Here is a 21,359-nt window from a genome sequence, read left to right as displayed (position 1 = left end):
GTCGCGGGGGGTGGCTTTTCTGGGGGGCATTCCTATCGCGGATCGGCAATGTTAGACCTGCGCCAGCCCGGCGCGCAAAACCGGGAGACCGCCAAGGATGGAGAGACAGCCGATGCCCGCCTATGATTCTGACAATATCTTTGCAAAATTGCTGCGCGGGGAAATCCCCTCGGCGCGGGTTTATGAAGATGATGATACTCTCGCTTTCATGGATATCATGCCCCGGGCAGATGGGCATCTGCTGGTTATCCCGAAAACACCCTGCCGCAACGTTCTGGATGCCAGCCCCGAGCAACTGGCGGCCGTCATGCAGACCGTGCAGAAAATGGGCCACGCGGTGCTCAAGGCTTTTGACGCAGACGGGGTCACCGTCCAGCAGTTCAACGAGGCCGCAGGCGGGCAGGAGGTGTTCCACCTGCATTTCCACGTACTGCCGCGCAAGGAGGGCGACAAGCTGCGCCCGCCGGGCAAAATGGGCGACATGGAGCAGATCCAGGAACACGCGGCCAAGATCCGGGATGCGGTCGCCGGTTGACCGGCTGACGCAATGCTGAGCGACATCGCTGCCGCATCTTTTTGAAGGGCGGCGGCGAATATTAACTCGACCGAAAACTGGGCGTTGTTCGGGGGCGGACCGAGCGGGTGCTGGTCAGGCGTTTTGCCTGTGCCTAAGATAGCCGTCCATGCCCGTCTCCTGCCTCTGGTTCTTCGGCCAGCCTTCTGGGGGCGGGGACACAACACATTGGTGGGATTGGGCGGATCTCCATTGCATTGGTCTGCCGACGCGGCTTCCCTGACAGTCAATATAAGGTGGCAAAGCGATCACGTTCTGTGACTGTGCCGACCTCACACTGATTTGGGGTGTTTTTGCTCGATCACGCCGGGGCAGCAATCCTGGGTTCAGGCGGAGCAGGAAGCCCCGTTGGCGGCGGCCTCTGCCCCGAAGACCTCATCGAAGCTGCGGCGCAGGGCGACATCGACATCGGCCATGGTGACGGGCAGGCCCATATCCACCAGACTTGTGACGCCATGCTCCGTGATGCCGCAGGGCACGATTCCGGTGAAATGCTCCAGATCCGGTTCCACGTTGATCGAAATTCCGTGGAAACTCACCCATTTACGCAGGCGGATCCCGATCGCGGCGATCTTGTCTTCTGCGATTTCTCCGGTCGTGGTCCGCGGTTTGTCCGGGCGTTCGATCCAGACGCCGACACGGCCGCAGCGGATGTGTCCGGTCAGGTTGAACTCCGCCAGCGCGCGGATCACCCAGTCTTCCAGCTGCTGCACAAAACGGCGCACATCATGGCCGCGTTTACCCACGTCCAGCATCACATAGACAACCCGCTGACCGGGGCCGTGATAAGTATATTGCCCGCCGCGTTTTGACGGGTAGACCGGAAACCGCTCTGGGTCGGTCAGGTCTTCCACCCGCGCCGAGGTTCCGGCGGTGTAAAGCGGCGGATGTTCAAGCAGCCAGATGCACTCATCTGCCTCGCCTGCCGCGATGGCTGCGGCGCGTGCCTCCATGAAGTCGGTCGCTTCCTGATAAACGACGGGGGCGTCGGATGTGATCCAGTCAACCATTGCAGGGCACCTCTGATGGAGTTTTAGGAAAATGGAAGTCCAATGCTGCAGGAAAAAATCTGCAGAAAATCAGCATTTTCAGGGTATCCTATTTGCAACGATTCTTTTTGTTGTTCAATAGAGGGCCTGTTTCATGTTCCGTACCCCGATCAAGACCGCGCTTGCGGCGACCCTGTTTCTATCTGCCCCTTCTGGCCCCGTTGCTGCTGATAATCTTGGGGCCGCTCTTCTGGGCGGCATTGTCGGCGGCGCCATCGTCAATGAGGTGAACCGCAACAAGAAACGCCGCACCGTCAGCCAAGGCTATTCGGCCACGCGGGCGCACAACCGTGAAACGCAGGCTTCTCTCAACTACTTCGGCTTCCCGGCGGGTACGCCGGATGGCGTCATGGGGCGTCGGTCCCGGACTGCGATCAGCCAGTACCAGGTCCATATGGGTTTTCCGGCAACCGGTCAGCTGACCGCCTATGAACGGGATTTTCTGGTCTCATCTTATAATCGTGCCCAGATCGGTGGTCCGCAGGTAATCAAGGCGATGCAAGGCCCCAACGGCGTGCGCGGCTTGCTGCACACTTGGCGGGATGAGGCCGCAGGCGTGCGCAGCGCCAGCACCGGCTATGCCGGACTGCCGATCGAGGTCAGCGATGCTGTCGACGAAATCGCCGCCTCTGCCGAACCGAGCGCCGAACAACTGTTGCAGCGCTCTGGGTTCATGCAGCTGGCGGACATCAACGGCGACGGCAAGAACGATTATCTGATCGACACCTCCGTTTCGGGCAGCTCTTTCTGGTGCGGCGCCTCGCATTGTTCGGTCATGGTCTTTGCCTCGACCCCGCAAGGGTACCAGCGCAACGATTTCATGGCGCGCGGTGTCACGACGGCGAGCTTCTCCTGCCATCAGGGCGTGTGCCGCATGAATGATACGTTGCAGGCCTCGGGCCAGGGGGCAGGGCAGGCGGTACCCGCAGCCCCGGCGCCTGCAACACCTCCGGCTGCGTCGCAGCAGGGCGGCACGGTGATGGCATCGGCCGACGGTCAGGCGCTCGGGGCGATCCCGACCTTCAACGCGCCTTCGCAGGCGGCACAGACGGCCTCTCTGGCAAGCCATTGCAGCAAGGTCAGCCTGCTGACCAATTCGAATGGCGGATATATGACCGTGTCGACGATGACGGACCCTGACCTCGCGCTGGGAGAGCAGTTCTGCATCGCGCGCTCCTATGCGATGAATTCCGGCGAAGCCATCGTGGCGACCCTGACGAATGTGACCTCGGCGCAGGTGGACAGCCAATGTGATTCCTTTGCACCGGCGATCCAGCCTTTCCTGGCGCGACTGGACTCTGACAACAGTCAGGCCGTCATGGCAGATGTGCAAAAGTTCGTGCTGCAATCCAACATGTCGATTGATCAGCTGGCCAACACGGCGGCCGTCTGCATGTTCTCGGGCTATCGCCGTGACAAGCTGGATATCGCGATGGGATCGGCGCTGATCATGGTCGCCATCGGCAAACGCCCCTACGCCGAGCTGATCGGCCACCACATGTCGCAGGGTTTCGGTGCAGCCAAATCCGTTCCTGCGGCGCAGGATTGGTACGGCGTTGCTGTCTCGGCTCTGGAAAATGGCGCCGAAGCGGTCTTCTCGCCCGGTCAACCGGAGCGCGCTGGTCTGATCAAGGCGGCGGCTGCGCAACTCGGTGGTTCCGGCCAACTGCAACCCGTACCGGCCTCTGGCGCCGCGGCGGCCTTGCCGACATTCTCGAACAACTGATTTCCGATCCCACTGCGGAAAGGGGCAGTCAACCGGGCGATTGCGGGCCAGTTGAAGTCTCGTTTCAGCGGTCACAAATTTTCGAAGAGGCAAGATGTCAATTTCGGCATTTTGCCTCTTCACATCATCAGGCGGCTCGTCTATACGCCCCTACACCAAGCCTAGGCAGTGCGGTCGTGGCGGAATTGGTAGACGCGCAGCGTTGAGGTCGCTGTTCCTTAACCGGAGTGGAAGTTCGAGTCTTCTCGACCGCACCAAATATCTTCCCTAAGTTGATTGACCTGAGCGTTCCCATGTCGAGGAGCGTAATCGCAGCGGGTCGTTTCCTGCTTGCAAATCAACCAAGCGGTCTGTTCACACAATGAGACGGGCGCGGGCGTTGGTTGGCATCTGTGCGCATGCATGGGGCTGGCAGCAATGCAGGCCATCTGATTGGCAGGGCCTTTGGGTTTGCGGAAATAAGCGCGCTGTCGGCTTTTCAGGCCTTCCGTCGGAATGTTGTTACACGGCACTGCTAGCCCGGTGAGCAATCGTAACCACTCTACGGAGACTCACATGCGTTTCGCTCTTTCCGCGCTCGCCGCCGCCTTGCTGTCCACGTCTGCGTTTGCCGCCGATGTGTCGGGCAAGCTGGTTGTCTATACCTCGCAGCCCAACGCCGATGCCCAGCAGACCGTCGATGCATTTCAGGCCAAATACCCCGACATCGAGGTCGAATGGATCCGCGACGGCACCACCAAGATCATGGCCAAGCTGCGGGCAGAGTTCGCGGCCGGTGCGCCGCAGCCCGATGTGCTGCTGATCGCAGATATTGTCACCATGGAAGGGCTCGAGGCCGAAGGGCGCCTGATGGCTTATCCCGAAGCGGACACATCCGCTTATGATCCGGCGCTGATGGATCCGGAAGGGCATTATTTCTCCACCAAGCTGATCACCACCGGGATCGTCTACAACACCGGCGCCGAGATGGTGCCGACGTCCTATGCCGACCTCCTGAAGCCCGAAGCCAAGGACAAGCTGGCGATGCCTTCGCCGCTGACCAGCGGCGCCGCGACCATTCACATGGCCGCGATCACCAGCAACCCCGATCTTGGCTGGGACTTTTACGAAGGCCTCGCGGCACAGGGTGCCAATCCCAAGGGCGGCAATGGCGGCACCTACAAGGCCATCGCCGGTGGTGAGAAGCTTTATGGCTTTGTTGTCGATTTCCTGCCGATCCGCAACAAGCTGGCCGGTGCCCCGGTCGAGTTCGTCTTCCCCGAGGAGGGCGTGTCGGCCGTGACCGAACCGGCCGCGATTCTGTCGACTGCCAAGAACCCCGACGCGGCCAAGGCCTTTGTCGACTTCCTGATCTCCGAGGAAGGCCAGCAGATGGCATCGGACATGGGGTATCTGCCCGCGCATCCAGGCATCACCCCGCCGGAAGGTTTCCCGGCGCTGCCCGATATCAAGCTGCTCGAATTTGATCCGGCCAAGGCGCTGGCTGAAGACACCGAGAGCAAGATGAAGTTCACCGAGATTTTCGGCGGCTAACCCTTGTCCCGATTGAATTATTCCCGCAGCGGAGAGGGGCTGGCCCTTGCCGCTGCGGTGCTTTTTGCCTTGTTGGTTCTGGTCTATCCCCTCAGCCTATTGGCGCGCGTCGGGATAACGCAGGACGGCATTCTCAGCCTTGCGCCGCTGCTGGAGGCCCTTGGGTCCCGCTCGGTCTTGCGCGCCTTCTTCCATTCTCTGGAAAGCGCTTTTTTGTCTTCTATCCTGTCATTGGTCGCTGGGACGGGGATCGCGCTGGTCATGGGGCTGACCGATATCCGCTGGAAGGGGGCGTTCACCTTCCTGCTGCTGATCCCGATGATGGTGCCGCCGCATGTGACCGCGATTGCCTGGATACAAGCGATGGGGCCGTCCTCGCCGATCCTGCGCAGTCTGGGCATGGCGCCCGAACTGGGGTCGACCCATCCGCTTTATTCCAAGGGGGGGCTCGTCTTCCTTTTGGGCGTGCAGCATACGCCACTGGTTTTTTTGGTGGTGCTGGCCGCCCTGCGCAGCCTGCCGCGGGAAATGAGCGACGCCGCACGGATCGCCGGGGCCCGCAGTATGGGGCTGTTGCGGCGGATCATTCTGCCTTTACTGGCGCCGACGCTGATCGCAGCCTTTGCGCTGGCTTTTGTGTCGTCGCTGGGCAATTTCGGCATTCAGGCGCTGCTGGGCATTCCGGCCCGCTATATCACACTGCCGGTGCTGATCTGGCAGAGGCTTGCAAGCTTCGGACCTTCGGTCCTGACCGATGTTGCGGTGATTGCTTCCCTTCTGGCGGTGCTGGCGGTGACGGTCATTCTCGTTCAGACGCTCTTGCTGCGCCGTACCCGCAACACGCTGATCGGGCCGCCGCAACCACCACTGCAGATTCGGCTCGGCCGGTTGCGGATCTGGACCGAAGGCGCGCTGGCGGGGCTGGTCCTTGCGACGCTGGTGCTGCCGGTTTCGGCGCTGCTAGCGACCGCTCTGGTGCGCACCTATGGGCTGCCGCTGAATGCAGAGACCATCACGCTGGACAATTTCACCGAGGTTCTGTTCCGGCAGGCTGTCACGGCGCGGGCGTTTCTGAATTCCTCCCTCAGCGCAGGTGTCGCCGCCGTTGTGATTTCCGTGGGCTGTATTTTCGTGGCGCGGTTCATGGCTTCGCGCAAGAGCGTTACGCGGCGCGCCGGGATGGGTATCGCCACGCTGGCCGAGATGACCTATGCCATTCCGGGGCTGGTGATCTCGATCGCTTTCATCCTGGCCTTCCTGAAGCCGCTGCCGGTTCTGAACATCGCGCTTTACAACACTCTTGGGATCATCTTTCTTGCGTATCTTTGCGCGTTCTTTTCCGTCGGGTTGAAGCCGGTCAGTGCCGCCTTCGTGCAGCTTGATCCGGCGCTGGAAGAGGCCGCCCGCATCGCTGGGGGCGGCTATATGTTCCGGATGCGCCGCGTCTTTGTGCCGCTTATCGCACCGGCAGCGGCCTCAGGCGCGATCTTGGTGTTCCTGACGGCCTATAACGAAGTGACAGTCTCGGCTTTGCTGTGGTCCTCGGGCAATGAAACCATTGGCACCACGATCTACAATTACGAGGATGGCGGTTACACCACCCTGGCGGCGGCCATGGCAAGCGTCACGATTGTGGCGACGGTCGCGCTGATGGTGGCGCTGGACCGGCTCGGCAAGAACGCTCCGCGTGGCGTGGTGCCTTGGCGCATCTGACCGGACCCGGGGATCAGTCGAGCAGTGGGGCGAATTCAGCGTCGATGGCCTCGAAAACCGGAAGGTAGGCTTCTGTAGTGTCCAGAATGGCCGCGTTGCCCGCGTGCCGGACCCGGATGTCGGCAATCCGCGCGGCAAGGCTGAGGCTTTCACCCCTGGGGCCGGAGCCGTTGTCGCAAAAGGTCAGCGCGCGGCTGAGCACGGTTTCAGTCATTCGGCAGGCCGGGCCGTACAGATGCATCAGATCGGATCTGCTGCGGCTGGCCAGTCCGCGCGCGCCGGAATGATACAGTGCCGCGTCGAAGATTTCGCCATCAAACCCATCCTTGCGGGCAGTTTCGGCGCCGTCGACGGGGTGGAACCCGGTTGTGGCCAGAGAGGGTGCGTAGCCGATGTCGTGATAGGTGGCCGCAGCGATCAGGCGACCGGCGAAGGAACGCCGCGCCTCAATCGCCTGGGCTGTCCTGATCACCTGCTGGATATGGGCCAGCCGGTCATTGTCCGGCGCGAACCAGTCTTCAGGCCGTCTCATCCGGCTCTCCACGGCTTTGCATTTTCGGCAGCACCCAGGCTTGATCGACGGCGAGCGACAGGGGCTGGCCGATGTGCAGCGCCGTACCATGTGTCAGCGACAACAGCGCGCCCCCGGCGATCTCAACCTCTGCGTCCCATATGCCGCCGCGGTAAAGGATGCTGCGGACCGTGCCCTGCAAGCCGTCCTTGCCTGCATCCGGCAGGATTCTGATCCCTTCGGGCCGCAACAAGGCCTGCGCCGGGCCATTCGGATGGCCGGGCAGGGCGGCGGTGGGGAAGCGATACCCGGCCAATTCGGCGCTGCCATTCTGATAGGTGACGGGCACCACCGCGCCCTGACCGATGAAACGCGCGACCTCGGGGCAGGCCGGGCGGTCGTAGATCTCTTGCGGGGTGCCGATCTGCAGGAAGCGCCCGTCCTGCATCACCGCCATCCTGTCGGCCAGTGCCATGGCTTCGCGCTGATCATGGGTGATGTAGATGGTGGTGGCCCCCGAAGAGCGGTGGAACCGCAGCAGTTCCTTCTCCATGGTGCCGCGCAGGTGCGGGTCCAGATTGGCAAGCGGTTCGTCCATAAGCACGGTTTTGGCGCCTCCGGCAAGGCAGCGCGCCAGCGCCACCCGCTGCCGTTGACCGCCGGACAGGGCTTCGGGTTTGCGATCTGCCAGCGCCTGCATGGAGACCGTTTCCAGGTGTGGTTCGGCCATCCGGGCCGCCTGTCTGCGGGACATGCCCGCGGCTTCCAGCGGAAAGGCAACATTGCCCCGCACCGTCATATGCGGCCAGAGCGCGTAGGACTGAAACACGAAACCGGTGCCGCGCTGTTCCGGTGGCACCATGGTCCCGTCCCCGGCAACCAGATCCCCGTGAAGCCGGATTTCGCCCTGATCCGGGGTTTCCAGTCCGGCTATCAGCCGCAGAAGCGTGCTTTTGCCGCAACCGGACTGTCCGACGATGACAAAGAACTCATGCTGGGCAATGTCGAAGGAAACGCCATCGACGGCAGGTTTGCCCGCGTAGGCCTTGCCAATCGAATTGACCTGTATTCCGCCTGCCATCCGTCGCCTTTCGGGAATCAAGAGTTCACCTGTCCGGGCTACATGGTCGGCTGGGGTAACCGTTTTATGACAGGGCGCGTTTCCATACCGGATGCGGGGTGGAGCTCAGCCCTTCAGGATCTCTTTCAGGCTTCCGGTCGGCTTGGGCGTCTCGCTGAGGTCGAGCCCCGAAACGATATCCAGCAGATGGCTTTTCATCAGCTCTTCGGCGTCCTGACCGTCCCCTCGCCGGAAGGCATCGACCAGCGCGTGATGGGCGTGCTTTTCACACAGGGCTCTTTGCCGTTTCCAGTAAAGCGCAATGATCAGCGAAGACCGCGCCACCAGCCGCTCGATAAAGCCCGCGATTGTGGATTGGTCGGCGATGCGCGAAATCTCGATATGGAAATGCCCCGACAGACGCAGGGCCTTGCCGACCTCGCCCTCGGCCAGGGCCTCGTGTTCGGCGGCGATATGCGCCTCCAGCCGGGCTACGTCCTCGGGCGTCATGCGCTCTGCCGCCGAGTGAGCGGTGCGCGGTTCCAGCAGGGCGCGTGCCTCGAAGACTTCGCGCGCCTCGCGCACGGTCGGCTGCGAGACAAAGGCGCCGCGGTTGCGTTTCAATTCGACCAGTTCCACATGCGACAGCGCCTGAAGCGCGCTGCGCACCACGGTGCGCGAGACATTGTAGATCTCACTCAGCTCATCCTCGCCCAGTTTGGTGCCAGGCAGAAGGCGATGCTCATGGATCGCCTGGCTGAGAGAGGCCACGAGATGGGCCGAGGGGCCGTTCACAGCGGGTTGGATAAAATCGGGTTTGTCTACGAATCGCGTCATGGGGTGCTCCTGCCACAGACATGAGGGCTGGCGGATTCCATGACAAGATGAAGTCATATCGAATACGGCATATGACGTCATTGTATACAATATTGTGCGCAATATTTGACCATACCCCGCACAACAGCGGTCAGATTGCAGGCAATTGCGATTATCGGCCCTTTCCGTGACCGGTAGGCTTTGCGCAATGCGTCCGGCTTCGGCCTTTCTGGCTGCAACTGAACGCTGGGGACGCAGATGACCGGACACGCTGATCTTGAACTTGTTGCGCTGACCAAACGCTACGGCGGAACCGTTGCGGTCGATGCCATCGCGCATCGTTTCAAGGCAGGGGTCTATGCCTGCCTTTTGGGGCCTTCGGGTTGTGGGAAATCCTCGACCCTGCGCATGATCGCCGGGCACGAAACGGTCAGCGATGGATCGATCGTGCTGGCGGGGCGGGATGTTTCGCATCTGCCTCCGGCGCGGCGGGGTACGGCGATGATGTTCCAGAACTACGCCTTGTTTCCCCATCTCAGCGTGCGCGACAACGTTTCCTTCAGCCTGCGCATGGCCGGAATCGAAAAGCCCACCCGGGATAAACGCGCCGATGAAATGCTGGAGCTCGTCGAGATGACTGCGCTGGCGGACCGCAAGCCGGACCAGTTGTCGGGCGGGCAACAGCAACGTGTCGCGCTGGCCCGTGCCCTGATCACCCGGCCCCAAGTGTTGCTGCTGGATGAGCCACTCTCGGCGCTGGATCCGTTCCTGCGCATCCGCATGCGGGCCGAGCTGAAGCGCCTGCAGCGTGAGCTGGGCATCAGTTTCATCCATGTCACCCACGGTCAGGACGAGGCGCTGGCGCTGGCCGATGAGATCATCGTGATGAACGATGCCCGCATCGAACAGGCAGGCCCGGCGCGCGATGTTTTCAACCGCCCCAAGACCGCCTTCGTGGCGCGCTTCATGGGCGGGCATAACGTGTTGAAGCTGCCGCAGGGGAATATCGCGCTGCGCACGGATGAAATGACGGTTACCGCCGCGCAGGCAGGGCGCATCGACGGGCGGGTCATCGGGATCGAATACCAGGGAACCCATGTCGCGCTGACGGCCGAGGTCGCAGGAGGTCAGGATGTCACGGCGCTGATGCTGGACACGGATTTCCTGCAGACCCCAAAGGAACTGGGAGAGGTCATTGGCCTCGACTGGGAGGACCGGGTCGCGCACCCGCTCTCCGCCTGAACACCACAACGCAAATAACGCAAAACGCATAACAGAGAGGGAAAGACCATGACGACGATTTCGAAAATTCGCTATAGCCGCCGGGCACTGCTGAAAACGGGTGGCGCGGCGCTCGCGGCCTCTGCGCTTCCGGCGCCGATGGTCTGGGGACAGGAGAGCAAGAACATCACCCTGCGCCAGTTCGGCACCGGCGTGTCCAACCTCAATGAAGTGGCGACCAAGGTCAAAGAGGACCTCGGTATCACGCTGGAAATGACTGCGCTGGATACCGACAGCGTCACCCAGCGCGCTGCCACCCAGCCGGACAGTTTCGATATTGCCGATATCGAGTATTTCGTCTGCAAGAAGGTCTGGCCGACCGGCAACCTTCAAGCCATGGACGCCTCCAAGATCACCAATTACGACAAGATCGTTGGCATCTTCCGCGACGGTAAACTGACACCCGACAGTGAGATTGCGCAAGGCACCGCGCCGCATACTGTCGGTTTCGTCGATGGTCCGGGCGGCACCGATTTCGTCGACAGCGAATCCGGCTGGATGACGCTGATCCCGACGATCTACAACGCCGACACGCTGGGCATTCGCCCTGACCTGATCGGCCGTCCGATCGAAAGCTGGTCCGAGCTGCTGAACCCCGAGTTCAAGGGCAAGGCGTCGATCCTCGACATTTCCTCCATCGGCATCATGGACATGGCCATGGTCTGCGAGGCGATGGGCGAGATCAGCTATGGCGACAAGGGCAATATGACCCGCGAAGAGATCGACAAGACCATCGCGATCTTCACCGAAGCAAAGAAGAACGGCCAGTTCCGTGCGTTCTGGAAAACTTTCGACGAAAGCGTCAACCTGATGGCCTCGGGTGAGGTAGTGATCCAGTCGATGTGGTCGCCGGCCATCACGGCAGTTCGTTCGCGCGGGATCGACTGCGTCTATCAGCCCCTCAAAGAAGGCTATCGCAGCTGGGGCGGTGGCATCGGCCTGTCGGCCTCCCTGTCCGGCATGGAGCTGGATGCGGCCTATGAATACATCAACTGGTATCTCAGCGGCTGGGTCGGCGGCTTCCTGATGCGTCAGGGCTATTATTCGGCGGTGCCGGAGACCTCCAAGAACTTCATGTCCGAAAACGAGTGGGGCTACTGGTTCGAAGGCAAGGAAAGCACCGACATCATCACCTCGCCCTTTGGAGACAAGCTGGCCGGAGCGGGCGAAGTGCGCGACGGCGGCTCCTTCTATGACCGTATGGGCGCAGTGGCCTGCTGGAACTCCGTCATGGAGGAAAACCAGTACATGGTCCGCAAGTGGAACGAATTCATCGCGGCCTGACGCAACACCTGCGGGGGCACCTCTGCCCCCGCAACCACTTCCTGCATTTCATCAAGGACCGGACCCCGGATATGAGCAGACAGATCATCGCATGGATTCAGGCTGCGCCGATGGCGTTGGTGCTGCTTGGGTTTCTGGTGGCGCCCATCATCATGATCGTGATCGTCAGCTTCTGGGGCGCGACGGAATATTCGATCTACCCGGCGTTCCAGTTCGACAATTACGAATTCCTGTTCGGATCGCCGGTCACCTACACGGTGTTTTTCAACACCTTCAAATACGCCTTTCTCACCTGGGCGCTGACGCTGGTGATCGGCTTTACCGTTGCCTATTTCCTCGCCTTCGAGGTGCGCAGCCTGAAATGGCAGATCGGACTGTTCCTGCTCTGCACGATCCCGTTCTGGACCTCGAACATCATCCGGATGATCAGCTGGATTCCCTTCCTGGGCCGCAACGGGCTGGCCAATTCGGCGCTTATCAGCTGGGGCGTCATAGAGGAGCCGTTGGAGTGGCTGCTGTTCAGTGATTTCAGCGTCGTTCTGGCATTTGTGCACCTTTACACCCTCTTCATGGTGGTGCCGATCTTCAATTCGATGATGCGCATCGACCGCTCCCTGCTGGAGGCCGCCCGCGATTGCGGTGCCAGCGGTCTGCAGACCCTGTGGACGGTGATCGTGCCCCTGTGCAAACCCGGGATCATGATCGGGACGATCTTTGTCTCAACCCTGGTGATGGGAGACTTCATCACCGTGCGGTTCATGTCCGGATCGCAACGCGCCAACGTCGGGCGGTTGATTTCGAATGACATCAGCCTGCTGCAATACCCCTCGGCCTCGGCGACGGCAGTGGTGCTGCTGTGCACCGTTCTGATCGTGATCGCGCTGCTCTTGCGGCTGGTCGATATTCGCAAGGAGCTTTGATTGATGGAAACGCGCAGCCGGTCCTTTTACCTCCTCGCCGCCTTTTTCGGTCTCTTCGTGCTCTTCCTCTACGGGCCAATCCTGACCATTGGCATCCTCAGCTTTCAAGGGCCGCAAGGGGGGCTGACATTCCCGATGAACGGCGTGTCGCTGTATTGGTTCCGCGATCTGTTTCAGGAACAAGCCGTCGGCGATATCTGGGGGAGCTTCCGCCGCTCATTTGCGCTGGGGCTGATGGTCATGGTGACCACCGTTGTGGTCTCGGTCCTGGGTGGACTTGCCTTTCGTAAGCGTTTTGCGGGCTCTGGGCTGCTGTTCTATCTCGCCGTCACTTCGCTGGTGATCCCGTCGATCCTGGTGTCCCTTGGGGTCGGGTTGATCTTCAACCAGCTGGGGCTGCCGGTGCATTGGGCGAGTTCTGGCTATGGCAGCCAGCTGACCTGGACGCTGCCCTTTGGCCTGTTGATTATGTTCGCCGTCTTCAACCGTTTTGACAAAAGCTATGAGGAAGCTGCCCGCGATCTCGGCGCCACTGCCTGGCAGACCTTTGCGCATGTGGTCCTGCCGATCATCGCGCCTTCCCTACTGGGGGTGGCCTTGTTCGGCTTCACGCTCAGCTATGACGAGTTTGCCCGCACCCTGATGACGGCGGGCAGCTATAACACCCTGCCGCTGGAAATCTTCGGCATGACCACCAATGTGACCACGCCAGTGATCTTTGCCCTTGGCACCTTGACCACTGGGTTTTCGCTGGTGGTGATCGGGGTCTTTTTTCTGACCGTCTGGCTGATGGCACGCAAAAAGGATCGCGGATCCGATGCGGGCAAGGGGATGGTCTGAGCAATGCCGGTGATCGTGATCAATCCCAACAGCACCGAAGCCATGACCACCAGCATCCTGGCCGCCGCCCGCCGCACCGCGCCGGACATCCGGTTCGAAGGTTGGACCTCGGTCGATGGGCCGCCCGCCATCGAGGGGCCTGAGGATGGCGCGCGGGCAGTGCCGCCGCTGCTGGAGTTGGTCCGCAAGGCCTCGGATACGGGCGCGCGGGCCATCGTGATCGCCTGTTTCGATGATACCGGACTGGACGAAGCCCGGCAGCTTGCCACCTGTCCGGTGCTCGGGATCGGGCAGGCCAGCTATGTCATGGCCGAGCTGATCGGCGGGCCGACAGCGGTGATCACCACGGTGCAGGCTGCCGTGCCGGTGATCGAGGCCAATATCGACGCGCAGGGGCATGCCTCGCATATCGGCACGATCCGAGCCGCGAATGTTCCGGTGCTGCTGCTAGAAGATAGTCCCGCTGAAGCCGCAGCAGCTTTCACCGCTGCCGCCCATCAGCTTCCGTCCGACACCGTAAATGTGATCATCGGATGCGCCGGCGCGGTATCGGTTACCGGCCATCTGGGGGGGCTCCCGGGACTGACCGTCATTGACGGCGTGACTGCGGCAGCGAAGCTCAGCCGCGCGTTGATCGGTTGAGCTCAGCTGTGGTGCGGGCGGTGGGACTCGAACCCACACGGGCATACGCCCTTCAGATTTTAAGTCTGATATGTCTACCATTCCATCACGCCCGCATCCGGCGCCGAGTGTGAAGCGGGCTTTGGGGCCTGAACGGAGCGACCCCCCAGACCAACCTCAAACAGCGCGTTTCAACACCATGTTTCGTATGCAGATTTTCACGCATGTACAAGCGTTTTTGGGACCGCATTGCGCACGGAGTTGCGCCGGAACGCGGCATCGATCTGTTTTTATGCGCGCATTCCCGGCACCGCACTGGCTGCGCCCGGTGCAGTGGCCGAAGGTCTCATCGTCAGTGTGGACGGGGCGCCCTATAACAGGGCAGACTGCTCCGGGAGTGGCTGTAAAACGCTGCCCGGATAAACCTGCCACAAAGAGCCAGATCGGTTGAGATGACCCAATCCGCAGCCACGTCCGATGAACTCGCCAGCGCGATCCGGTCCATCGGAACGCCGGATTTCCTGCCCGCGTTGTTGGATTTCATGCGCACAGCAACGCCGTTTCGCGGGGCCTTTGTCAGTCGGCTCAGCCCCAGCAGGCTGCCCGAGCATATTTATGACAATGTTCGGCAGGAGCGGCGTTCGGTCGTGGTGGACCGCTGGCTGGACCGGGCCTGGCTGCTGGACCCCTTTGTCGTGAGTTATATCAGCGGCAAATATGATCCGGTCATGGTGCTGGATCAGGTGGCGCCGGACCGGTTTTCCCAGACCGATTATTTCAGCATCTATTACCGATCCGTGCGGTTGAAGGACGAGATGGCGGTGTTTGTCACCCTGCCGGAGAGCACCCTGTTTCTGTCCCTCGGGCGGCTGACGGGGGAGATGCGGTTTTCCAAGCGGGATCTGGCACGGCTGCGCAATATACATCCGGTGATCTCGGCCCTGTGCGAGCAGCATTTTCACCGGCGTCCGCAGAGCAGCGACGAGGCGGCGGGCGGCAGCGTCAGCCTTGAGAGCATGATCGAGCAGGTCTGCGAAGGATTGACCTGCCGCGAAATCGAGATCGTACAGCATCTGCTGCGCGGGCATTCCAGCCAGTCGATTGCGTTGCTGCTGGATCTGTCACCCGCAACGGTGAAGGTGCACCGCAAGAACATCTACCGAAAATTGGGGATTTCCTCGCAATCGGCTTTGTTTTCGATCTTTCTGCAATCGGTGACCTGATGTGTTCCTACCCCTTTGGGGGTAGGGCCGACACCCCCTCCTAGAGGTATTTCCCCATTGCCCTTGGGGCTTTAGTCTGACCGGACAGACTGCCAACAGGAACGTGCCGGAACAGATTATGATCAACGTGAGAGAAGTGACAAAACGGTTCGGCATCGGCGCCTCTGCTGTGACGGCGCTTGAAACCGTGTCGCTGGATGTGCCGGAGGGCAGCTTTTTCACCCTGCTGGGGCCATCGGGCTGCGGCAAGACCACGCTGCTGCGGCTGATTGCCGGGTTTGAACTGCCCAGCGAGGGCGAGATCGCACTGGACGGGCAGGAGATCGGCCACCTGCCGCCGCACAAGCGTCCGGTGAACACCGTGTTCCAGAATTACGCCTTGTTTCCGCATATGACCGTGGCTCGCAATATCGGGTTCGGGTTGGAAATGCTGAACCGCCCGAAGGCGGAAATCGCCTCCGCCATCGATGACATGCTGAATCTGGTGCAAATGGGCGAGTTCGCCGCACGCCGGGTGGACCAGCTGTCTGGCGGGCAGCAGCAGCGGGTGGCGCTGGCGCGCGCGCTCGCGCCGCGTCCCAAGGTGCTGTTGCTGGATGAGCCGCTGTCGGCGCTGGATCTGAAACTGCGCAAGGGCATGCAAAGCGAGCTGAAACGCCTGCAAAGCGAAACCGGTATCACCTTTGTCTTTGTCACCCATGATCAGGGCGAAGCGCTGGCGATGTCCGATCAGATCGCGGTCATGTCCGCAGGCCGCGTGCAGCAGGTGGGCACCCCGCAGCAGATCTACACCGCGCCGCAAAGCCGGTTCGTCGCGGATTTCATCGGCGACACCAATATCGTGGCGGCGGACCTCCTTGGCTATGACGGGGGGCAGGCGCGGATCAGCTTTTTCGGCGGGGAGCCTGTACTTGCCAATGCGGCCAGCGACGGCTTGCCTCCTGGGGTGGTCTATGTGGCGCTGCGCCCCGAAACCCTTACCGTTTGCGCGGCGTCCAATGCGGCGGCTGTGCTGCGCGGAACCGTGCTTGACAGCAGTTATTTCGGAGCCGGTTCGCAAATGCGGGTGCGGCTTCAGAACGGCACCGAGATTCAGGTGCAGGTGGCAGAGCCCAGCCCGGCGGGCAGCGAGATCGGGCTGATCCCAGAGACCTCCATGCTGCATGTGCTGGCAGACTGATGGGGCAGGGGATGCAACAAACTTCGCCCACGGCGCAGAATTTGCAGCAGGCCGTTGCGGCTCGTAGCCGGACGGTCCGGCGGGTCCGGTTGTTCCTGCTCTTGCCGACGCTCGTGATCATCGGCGTGTTTGGTCTGGCGCCCCTGTCGATCGCGCTGGTCTATTCCTTGCTGGAGCCGGGAACCTATGGCGGCGTCGAATGGGTGTTCTCGACCGATGCCTATGTGCAGTTCCTGTTCGAGCGGGACATTTTTGATGACACGCTGAGTTTCAACAGCGCCTATCTGCAGATCTTTGGCCGCTCTTTCGGACTGGCGCTATGCGCGATGATCGGCACTTTGATCCTCGGCTTTCCGGTGGCTTATTTCATCGCGGCCCGCCCACCCGAACAGCGCAATCTCTGGCTTTTTGCCATTACCCTGCCGTTCTGGACCAACCTTCTGATCCGTACCTATTCCATGCTGTTGATCGTACGCGACGAAGGGTTCATGAACCTTGCGCTGATGAAACTGGGGCTGATCAGTGCGCCCATCGAGATGCTCTATACCGATGGGGCGGTCTTGGCCGGGCTGGTCTATAGCTATCTGCCCTTCATGATCCTGCCGATCTATGCCTCACTGGAAAAGTTCGACTTTTCCCTGCTGGAGGCGGGACACGACCTTTATGCCTCCCGCGTGCAGGTGTTCCGCCATATCGTCATTCCGATCAGCCGCCCGGGTATTGTGGCCGGATGCGCGCTGGTGCTGATCCCCGCGCTGGGCGCCTATATCACGCCCGAGCTGTTGGGCGGTGGTAAGAAGCTGATGATCGGCAACCTGATTGCCATGCAGTTCGGATCTGGGCGCAACTGGCCCTTCGGCTCGGCGGCGGCGCTGATCCTGATGTCGGTAGTGCTGATCGCGCTTCTGGTATCGCTCCGGGCAGGCGCCGAGAAGGAGAAGGCCCATGGATGATCTGCCCCGCAAGAGGCTTGGCATGCTGTGGCGCAACAGCGAGACGCGTGAGTTGCGGCGTCAGCCCCTGTTCACGGCGCTTTCATGGCTGGTTCTGCTGCTGCTTTATGCGCCGATCGCCGTGCTGATCCTGTTCTCTTTCAACGACAACCGCTCGGTCGTCGTCTGGACCGAGGCGAGCCTCAAGTGGTACGCCAAGGCGCTGGAGAATGACGACATCCGCAACGCGGCCTGGATTTCGATCCGGGTGGCGTTGACGGCCACCACCATCGCCACGGTCGTTGCAACGATGGCGGCGTTGGCGACAACGCGGGGCGGCAGCTATCGCGGGCGCGCAGCGGCGATTGCCCTGATCAATCAACCGCTGATGATCCCGGAAATCGTCACCGCCATTGCCACCCTGTCGTTCTTTTCGATCCTGCGACAGTTGACAGGGATCACCGGGCTGGGCTGGCTTATCCTGGCGCATACGGTGTTCTGCATCCCCTTTGCCTTTATCCCGGTGCGCGCCCGTCTTGCCGACATGTCCGAAACATTCGAGACCGCCGCCGCCGATCTTTATGCCACGCCCTGGCAAACCTTCCGCCATGTCACCCTGCCGCTGCTGATGCCGGGCATTCTGGCGGGTGCCATGCTGGCCTTTGTGGTGTCGCTGGATGACGTAATCATCACCCTGCTGATTGCGGGTCCCGGGGAAACCACCCTGCCGATCTACATCCTGGGCCAGATCCGGCGCGGCGTGACGCCCGAAGTCAACGCGGTCTCCACCATTCTGATCCTGCTGACCGTGGCCATGGTCGCGCTGACCTTCGCCCTGCAACGCAAACGAAAATAACCAGAAGCCCGCACCAGACGGGACCCACCAACCAACAAGAGGAAGATCCATGAAACTGACGATCCTTAAGGCGGGGCTCACCTCCGTCATCGCCCTCAGTGCGGCTGCAGCCAACGCCGAAGGCACGCTGAACATCTACAACTGGGGCAATTACACCAACCCCGAGATGATCGAGAAATTCGAAAAGCAGTATGACATCGACGTCACGCTGGACGGCTATGACAGTAATGAGACCATGCTGGCCAAGGTCAAGGAAGGCGGCAGCGGATACGACATCGTGGTCCCGGGCGACTATATGGTCGCCATCATGGTGGGCGAGGGGCTGCTGGCCGAAATCAACGCCTCCGAGATGGAGAACTTCAAAAACCTCGATCCGAACTGGGTCGATGTCTACTGGGATCCGGGCCGCAAATACTCGGTACCCTATCAGTGGGGCACCACCAGCTTTACCGTCGACAGCGCGGTATACGGCGGCGACATCGACACGCTTGAGGTCGTGTTCAACCCGCCCGAAGAGCTGAAGGGCCGCATCAATATGCTCAACGACATGAATGATGTGATCAATGCCGGACTGCGCTATCTTGATTACCCGCGCTGCAATTCCGACCCCGCCCAGATGAAAGAGCTGCTGGCACTCTTGCTCAAGGCCAAGGAAGACTGGCGCACCATGGATTACGCGGTGATCGAAAAGCTGACCTCGAAGGATGTCGACCTGTCGCAAAGCTGGAACGGCGCCGCGATGCGCGCCCGCGCAGATCGCCCGACGCTGAAATACGCCTATCCTAAGGAAGGTTTCACCGGCTGGATGGACAACGTCGCGGTGCTGGCGGATGCCCCCAACATGGAGAACGCCAAGCTGTTCGTGAATTTCATGATGGAGCCTGAAAACGCGGCGATGACCTCCAACTTTGCCCGCTATGCCAACGGCGTCATCGGCTCCGAGGAATTCATGGACGCAGAAATGCTGGAGGCGCCGGAGATCGTGATGCCTGAAGGCGCCCCGGTGCCGGACTTCGTCAAACCCTGCGATCAGGATGTTGTGGCGATGTACAACAAGGTTTGGACCCGCCTGAAGCAGTAATTCAGCCAAGCAGAAGGGTGGTGGCCCGCGTGGCCATCACCGGAATTTTTGACCGCAGTCCAAGCGCTGGGCTGCCATGCGGGAGCGTGCCCAATGCACCGGACAGCAGACAGTCTGAAGCCGAAAACGGCGCGGGAAATCGGCATCATGCAGGGCTTTCCACCGCCGCCGGAAAAACGACCGACGCTGGACAACTGGGATTTGGCGCCCTTCAACCGCTGGTCCTTCCAGAACATGCGGCGCCTGTTTCCCACGGCGGATGTGCGCAGCGGACCCGGCGCGGCTGCGCCGCTCCAAACGGCCCTGCAGGATCTGTCAGAGGTCTGTTTCGCCACCAGCGAAGGCAGCCGCCAGTCGGTCGGCGATTGGCTGTGGCAAAGCTACACCGACGGGTTTCTGGTGCTGAAAGGCGGCGCCATCATTACCGAGTTCTACGCCAATGATTTTGACGCCGAGGCGGCGCATCTGGGGCAGTCGGTGTCCAAATCCGTGATCGGCATCCTCGCCGGGATCCTGCATGGCGAGGGGCTGCTGGATCTGGCTGCCCCGCTGGAGGAGATCGTGCCGGAACTCGAAGGAACTGGATACGCTGGCTGCACGGTGGATCAGGCGCTGGACATGCTGTCCGGTGCGCGGTTCTCTGAGGATTACGGGCTGCCGGGCAGCGACATGACCCGGGTCGATATCGCCTCGGGTTGGCGCCCGGTGCGGGACGGGGAGATCAAGCCGACCATACGCGACGTGATCCTCTCCCTACCGCAGGAGCGGGCGCATGGGCTCGGCTTCTCCTATCGGTCGATTGAAACCGATGTCATTGCCTGGGCGCTGGAGCGGGTCAGCGGTACGGATCTGTCCGTACTCTTGTCCGACCGGATCTGGCGTAGGCTTGGCTGTGAACAGGATGGGTTCTTTACCGTCGATGATGCGGGCACGGCGCTGGCCGATGGGGGGTTCAACGCGAGCCTGCGAGACTATGCCCGATTCGGACATATGGTGCTGAATGGCGGCCGGGTTGGCGATGACCAGATCGTGCCCGAGGCCTGGATCGATGGTATCTGCACAGGCGCGGATCCATCGAAATTCGGCGCGCCCTATGACGTGCTGTCACCGCAAGGCGCCTATCGGCGGTTCTGGTGGGTGCACGATCCCGGGCGCGGGGTGTTCATGGCCCGGGGTGTGTTCGGTCAGCTGATCTTTATCGATCGCAGCGCCGATGTTGTGATCGTAAAGCTGTCGAGCTGGCCCGACTATCTGATCCCGGCCTTTGGACTGGATGCCGTGCAGGCCTGCGAGGCCCTCGTCAGCGCGCTGGACTAGGGCGGGGGTTACCTTCGCGCGGGGCGGCGCAGGATGTAGATATCCATGATCCAGCCATGCTCCGCGCGCGCCTTCGCACGGACCTTGATGATCTCATCTGCGGCTTCGTGCAGCGCGCCGGATAGGGAGATTTCATTCTCCATCCCGGCATAAGCCGCCCACCAGATCTGAACACCTTCGGGGTCGATGGACTGAAAACTACAGTCGCCGTCTAGCATGATGACCAGCGTGTCGGCACTCTCCGGCCAGCCCGCCTCGCGCAGCTGGCGGCCGGTGGTGATGGTGACGGGATCACCGATCTCATTGAGGGGGATGGCATGGCTCGCCGTCAGCGCCTGGATCGAGGTGATGCCGGGAATGACGCGAATGGAAACCTCGGTCCGGACCTGAAGCCGCGCGGCGATGCGCATGGTGCTGTCGTAGAGCGACGGATCGCCCCAGACCAGAAAGCCGACCTTGCCGCCCCGGGGCAGGTGCTGGTCGATGGTCTCTTGCCAGATCTCGGCAATGGCATCGTGCCAGTTATCCACGCGCTTGCGATAGCTGGCGGTCGCGGGATCGCGTTGTGGCAGGTCGAATTCGACGATCTCTGGCCCCGGCGATTTGATCATCCGGTTGCAGATGTCGCGGCGCAGACCGGCCAGATCGTCCTTACCGGCGCCCTTGTTGGGGATGAGGATCAGATCCAGCCCGTTCAGGGCTTCGACCGCCTGCAGGGTCAGATGCTGGGGATTGCCGGTGCCAATGCCAACAAGGGTGAGATCAATCATGTCAGGCGCCTTTGGAAAAGAAACACGGCCCCGAAACGGGGCCGCGCTATGTGAAACTTCAGATGTCGGCGA

General features: G+C 61.4%; 20 protein-coding genes and 2 tRNA genes. 16 read left to right on the top strand and 6 right to left on the bottom strand.

The annotated features are described in order from the left end of the window. Window positions 1-112: 112 nt before the first annotated feature. Window positions 113-535 carry an HIT family protein gene (locus C6W91_RS11265; RefSeq protein ID WP_065271197.1) on the top strand — a complete coding sequence of 141 codons (423 nt, stop codon included), beginning with the start codon at window positions 113-115 and terminating at the stop codon, window positions 533-535. A gap of 365 nt (window positions 536-900) precedes the next feature. Here C6W91_RS11265 and lipB read toward each other — a convergent pair whose 3' ends face one another. Next, complete coding sequence (gene lipB / locus C6W91_RS11260) at window positions 901-1,584, bottom strand: lipoyl(octanoyl) transferase LipB (protein ID WP_274866700.1); 684 nt, start codon at window positions 1,582-1,584, stop codon at window positions 901-903. A gap of 133 nt (window positions 1,585-1,717) precedes the next feature. Between lipB and C6W91_RS11255 the strand changes: the two genes are divergently transcribed. The 4 genes from C6W91_RS11255 (at window position 1,718) to C6W91_RS11240 (ending at window position 6,595) form a co-directional block, all read left to right on the top strand. After that, window positions 1,718-3,349: a peptidoglycan-binding protein gene (locus C6W91_RS11255; protein ID WP_274866699.1), complete on the top strand. Its 1,632-nt coding sequence runs from the start codon at window positions 1,718-1,720 to the stop codon at window positions 3,347-3,349. Between the two features lie 170 nt (window positions 3,350-3,519). Then, a tRNA-Leu gene (locus C6W91_RS11250) sits at window positions 3,520-3,606 on the top strand. Between the two features lie 298 nt (window positions 3,607-3,904). Continuing rightward, window positions 3,905-4,882, top strand: a complete 978-nt coding sequence (locus C6W91_RS11245) for an ABC transporter substrate-binding protein (RefSeq protein ID WP_274866698.1) — start codon at window positions 3,905-3,907, stop codon at window positions 4,880-4,882. Between the two features lie 3 nt (window positions 4,883-4,885). Then, window positions 4,886-6,595 (top strand): ABC transporter permease, encoded by a 1,710-nt coding sequence (locus tag C6W91_RS11240; RefSeq protein WP_370570824.1) that lies wholly within the window; start codon window positions 4,886-4,888, stop codon window positions 6,593-6,595. Window positions 6,596-6,608: 13 nt separating this feature from the next. Here C6W91_RS11240 and C6W91_RS11235 read toward each other — a convergent pair whose 3' ends face one another. From C6W91_RS11235 to C6W91_RS11225, 3 genes are all read right to left on the bottom strand, one after another. Continuing rightward, the gene (locus tag C6W91_RS11235) at window positions 6,609-7,127 is read right to left on the bottom strand and encodes an HD domain-containing protein (protein WP_274866696.1); all 519 of its coding nucleotides are present in this window, start codon (window positions 7,125-7,127) and stop codon (window positions 6,609-6,611) included. Further along, entirely contained in the window at window positions 7,114-8,187 is a 1,074-nt protein-coding gene (locus tag C6W91_RS11230; RefSeq protein WP_274866695.1) for an ABC transporter ATP-binding protein, read from the bottom strand. The genes C6W91_RS11235 and C6W91_RS11230 overlap by 14 nt, the downstream gene beginning before the upstream one ends. Before the next feature lie 105 nt (window positions 8,188-8,292). Then, window positions 8,293-9,003, bottom strand: a complete 711-nt coding sequence (locus C6W91_RS11225; RefSeq protein WP_274837389.1) for a GntR family transcriptional regulator — start codon at window positions 9,001-9,003, stop codon at window positions 8,293-8,295. A 237-nt stretch (window positions 9,004-9,240) separates the two neighbouring features. Here C6W91_RS11225 and C6W91_RS11220 point away from each other — a divergent pair, with 237 nt between their 5' ends. The 5 genes from C6W91_RS11220 to C6W91_RS11200 all read left to right on the top strand — a co-directional run bounded on the left by C6W91_RS11220 (window position 9,241) and on the right by C6W91_RS11200 (window position 13,949). Continuing rightward, a complete protein-coding gene (locus tag C6W91_RS11220; protein ID WP_274866694.1) occupies window positions 9,241-10,224 on the top strand; it encodes an ABC transporter ATP-binding protein in 984 nt (327 codons plus the stop codon). A 57-nt stretch (window positions 10,225-10,281) separates the two neighbouring features. Next, window positions 10,282-11,547, top strand: coding sequence for a PotD/PotF family extracellular solute-binding protein (locus tag C6W91_RS11215; RefSeq protein WP_274829808.1), 1,266 nt, complete (start codon window positions 10,282-10,284; stop codon window positions 11,545-11,547). A gap of 71 nt (window positions 11,548-11,618) precedes the next feature. After that, window positions 11,619-12,467 (top strand): ABC transporter permease, encoded by an 849-nt coding sequence (locus C6W91_RS11210; RefSeq protein ID WP_274866693.1) that lies wholly within the window; start codon window positions 11,619-11,621, stop codon window positions 12,465-12,467. Window positions 12,468-12,470: 3 nt separating this feature from the next. Further along, window positions 12,471-13,307, top strand: coding sequence for an ABC transporter permease (locus C6W91_RS11205; protein ID WP_274866692.1), 837 nt, complete (start codon window positions 12,471-12,473; stop codon window positions 13,305-13,307). A 3-nt stretch (window positions 13,308-13,310) separates the two neighbouring features. Continuing rightward, a complete protein-coding gene (locus tag C6W91_RS11200) occupies window positions 13,311-13,949 on the top strand; it encodes an aspartate/glutamate racemase family protein (protein ID WP_274866691.1) in 639 nt (212 codons plus the stop codon). A gap of 9 nt (window positions 13,950-13,958) precedes the next feature. Here C6W91_RS11200 and C6W91_RS11195 read toward each other — a convergent pair. Further along, window positions 13,959-14,044, bottom strand: a tRNA-Leu gene (locus C6W91_RS11195). A gap of 336 nt (window positions 14,045-14,380) precedes the next feature. Between C6W91_RS11195 and C6W91_RS11190 the strand changes: the two genes are divergently transcribed. From C6W91_RS11190 to C6W91_RS11165, 6 genes are all read left to right on the top strand, one after another. Next, entirely contained in the window at window positions 14,381-15,151 is a 771-nt protein-coding gene (locus C6W91_RS11190; RefSeq protein ID WP_274866680.1) for a LuxR family transcriptional regulator, read from the top strand. A 118-nt stretch (window positions 15,152-15,269) separates the two neighbouring features. Next, window positions 15,270-16,331: an ABC transporter ATP-binding protein gene (locus tag C6W91_RS11185; protein WP_274866679.1), complete on the top strand. Its 1,062-nt coding sequence runs from the start codon at window positions 15,270-15,272 to the stop codon at window positions 16,329-16,331. Between the two features lie 11 nt (window positions 16,332-16,342). Next, entirely contained in the window at window positions 16,343-17,284 is a 942-nt protein-coding gene (locus tag C6W91_RS11180; RefSeq protein ID WP_274866678.1) for an ABC transporter permease, read from the top strand. Between the two features lie 22 nt (window positions 17,285-17,306). Beyond that, a complete protein-coding gene (locus C6W91_RS11175) occupies window positions 17,307-18,119 on the top strand; it encodes an ABC transporter permease (protein ID WP_274866855.1) in 813 nt (270 codons plus the stop codon). A 49-nt stretch (window positions 18,120-18,168) separates the two neighbouring features. After that, window positions 18,169-19,200 (top strand): extracellular solute-binding protein, encoded by a 1,032-nt coding sequence (locus C6W91_RS11170; RefSeq protein ID WP_274866677.1) that lies wholly within the window; start codon window positions 18,169-18,171, stop codon window positions 19,198-19,200. A gap of 93 nt (window positions 19,201-19,293) precedes the next feature. After that, entirely contained in the window at window positions 19,294-20,517 is a 1,224-nt protein-coding gene (locus tag C6W91_RS11165; protein WP_274866676.1) for a serine hydrolase, read from the top strand. Between the two features lie 8 nt (window positions 20,518-20,525). On the opposite strand, the gene cobF is transcribed toward C6W91_RS11165, so the two are convergent. Then, window positions 20,526-21,287: a precorrin-6A synthase (deacetylating) gene (cobF, locus tag C6W91_RS11160; RefSeq protein WP_274866675.1), complete on the bottom strand. Its 762-nt coding sequence runs from the start codon at window positions 21,285-21,287 to the stop codon at window positions 20,526-20,528. Window positions 21,288-21,359: the final 72 nt, after the last annotated feature.

Source organism: Phaeobacter sp. SYSU ZJ3003 (assembly GCF_041300735.1).
GTDB lineage: Bacteria > Pseudomonadota > Alphaproteobacteria > Rhodobacterales > Rhodobacteraceae > Phycobacter > Phycobacter gallaeciensis_A.
Note: the sequence above shows the minus strand (reverse complement) of the source record. Positions and strands in the feature narration are given on the sequence as shown.